Genomic DNA, 2305 nt, shown 5'->3' with positions numbered 1-2305 from the left:
GGTGTTTCCCGCCGCCCGCGGGCGCGGTGCCCGGCGTGGGGGGGGTGGGGGTCGGGGGGGGGGGGGGGGGGGGGCGGGGGCCCCCGCGGGGCCCCCCCCCACGACAGTGGTGACCATGCTGTCTTCGCCCTGGGCGACACGAGCGACGACCTTGTCCGTGCCGCCGATCACGATCTCCTTGTTGCCGTCGCCGGTCAGATCGGCTGCCGCGACCGATTTGCCGTACGCCGCCGACGCCGAGGGTCCGTCGAGGACGACGGACCCCGGGCCGGGCCCGCCCTTGCCGCCGCCCACCGCGAGGACCATGCCCACGTCCTTGCCGCGGCCGGTGATGTCCTCGCCCGGGGCGCCGACGAGGAGCTCCGCGCTGCCGTCGCCGTTCAGGTCCACCAGCGCCACGGAGGCGCCGAAGTGGTCGCCCGTCTCCGGGGTGCCGGGCACCTCGGGGGTGGACTGGCTGATACGGATGCTGCCGTGGGCGCCGATCCCCTTCGGGCCGCCCCAGACGATGTTGACGTAGCCGGCTCTCGCCTTGCCGCCGACGGTGCCGTCGGGTACGCCGACGGCGAGGTCCGCGTACCCGTCGCCGTTGAAGTCGCCGTCGGTCTGCGCGGGAACAGAGGCTGCGGCCGGGAAGGTCGGCCCGGCAGCCGCCGCCGCAACGATGGTGGCTGCTGTGGCGTACGTCCGTATCCGTGTGCGCATGTGGGCTCCAAGGGGTCCGAGGTGTCCGAGAGGTGCGGCGTTCACCTGTGGGACATCCGGAAGGCGCCCAGGGTTGTGCTGGTACGGACTCGGATGCGAGCTCGGTGTGCGACCGGGGGCGTGGTCTTCAGCGCAGCCGGCCCCGCCAGTGGCCCTCCCCGTGACCCGGCGTACCGGGTCCCGCCCGCAGGAGTGTGAGCGGCTTGATCAGTTTGCATGACTTTCTCGCAGCGTCGAGGGATCTCGTCGGTGAACGGTCCGTGCCGGTATTTGGGTGTGAAGACCAGGTGGGCGTGGAGGGTGTGGACGACCGTGCGACCTCTGCGAATATGGGGGTTTGGCTCCCGGCGTGGTGACATACGTCGATACGATCACCTGCGTGAAGGTCGTCGTGCAAGTGAAGCTGATGCCACAGGCCGAGCAGGCCGGTGCGCTGTCGGTGACGCTGCACACGGTCAACGAGGCCGCGAACTGGGTGTCGGCGGTGGCGTTCGAGCACGGTGTCCCGCGTGAGTACGAGCTGCGCAAGCACACTTATGGCGAACTGCGGTCGCGGGGACTGGGGGCGCAGGCCGCCCAGCACATCATCAAGAAGACCCGCGATGCCTACACGACGCTCAAGGCCAACATCCGTGCCGGGAATCTCGGCAAGCCTGGATCGAAGCGCCGTACCAAGGCCGAGTCCAAGCCCATCGCCTTTAGAACCCCTAGCGAAATGAGTGGCGGGGAACGTTAGGCTCGGTGGCCATGAGTCAGAGCGGTTCGCAAGCGGCAGCATTCTTCCGAGACGTCCGCCAGAGCAGAGTGGTCTGGCTTGTCCGAGATGACGCCGGAAGCCCGGCTCCCCTCTCTGCGGACGGCACGCGAAGTCTTCCCTTCTGGTCGACCTCGGCCCGCGCCCAGAGGGCAGCGAAGGTCTGGGGGCATGGGCTACGCGTTGAATCCATGCCCTTGGACACCTGGCGCGATCGCGATCTGCCCGATGCCGCCCAAGAGGGATACAAGATCGGCATCAACTGGAGCGGGCCGCGCCTGGTTGGCTGGAGCTTCACCCCCACGGAAGTTCTCAATCGACTGGCAGCGGCTGACTAGTCCACGGCATCGCTTGCCAGCGCACGCAGTCGCCGCCAGCAGATGAGTGCGCATCCGAGGGTGAGGAAGGCTTCGTGGATGTCGTCGCGGATCTCCCAGCGGATCCGCAGTCGGCGGAACCAGTGCAGGTGGGCGAAGGCGCGTTCCACGACCCAGCGTTGGGTGCCCAGGCCGGAGCCGTGTTCGGTGCCGCGGCGGGCGATCAGTGGCTTGACGCCGAGGTCCCGGACGAGTCGGCGGTACTTGTCATGGTCGTAGCCGCGGTCACCCAGCACTACGTCGGGGCGGCGCCGGGGCCGGCCGCGCTTGCCCCGCACCGGTGGCACGGCCTGCAGGAGTGGGATGAGCTGGGTGACGTCGTTGCGGTTGCCGCCGGTCAAGGTGGCGGCGAGCGGGATGCCGGTGGCGTCGGTGATCAGACATCCGATGCGGTTAAGGAGTCAAGCGGCGGTTGCGAGGACGGTCTGGGGTTGGGTGGGAAAGGCGATGGTCTCGTCGTAGGGGATGC

The 2305-nt window shown here is 69.2% G+C and carries 2 protein-coding genes and 2 pseudogenes; 2 read left to right on the top strand and 2 right to left on the bottom strand.

Annotated features, from left to right (window positions below):
- A partial coding sequence (locus ACWFR4_RS39395; protein WP_453656465.1) for an FG-GAP repeat protein occupies positions 1 to 705 on the bottom strand: 705 nt, incomplete at its 3' end.
- Positions 706 to 1111: 406 nt separating this feature from the next.
- On the opposite strand from ACWFR4_RS39395, the pseudogene ACWFR4_RS39390 reads away from it, so the two are divergent.
- Together ACWFR4_RS39390 and ACWFR4_RS39385 are read left to right on the top strand one after the other, a co-directional pair.
- Positions 1112 to 1408 (top strand): annotated as a pseudogene (locus ACWFR4_RS39390) (RNA-guided endonuclease TnpB family protein); the annotation flags it as partial.
- A gap of 44 nt (positions 1409 to 1452) precedes the next feature.
- Positions 1453 to 1797 (top strand): DUF2750 domain-containing protein, encoded by a 345-nt coding sequence (locus ACWFR4_RS39385; protein ID WP_453656464.1) that lies wholly within the window; start codon positions 1453 to 1455, stop codon positions 1795 to 1797.
- Here the strand turns inward: ACWFR4_RS39385 and ACWFR4_RS39380 are convergent.
- A pseudogene (locus tag ACWFR4_RS39380) lies at positions 1794 to 2216 on the bottom strand (IS5 family transposase); the annotation flags it as partial. The gene ACWFR4_RS39385 and the pseudogene ACWFR4_RS39380 sit on opposite strands and share 4 nt — an antisense overlap.
- Positions 2217 to 2305 lie beyond the last annotated feature (89 nt).

The organism is Streptomyces sp. NPDC055140, assembly GCF_053607285.1.
Note: the sequence above shows the minus strand (reverse complement) of the source record. Positions and strands in the feature narration are given on the sequence as shown.

What these genes read in the sequence shown, in the direction of transcription:
- ACWFR4_RS39385 (WP_453656464.1), top strand. Translation starts at nt 1,453, where the DNA reads ATGAGTCAGAGCGGTTCGCAAGCGGCAGCATTCTTCCGAGACGTCCGC.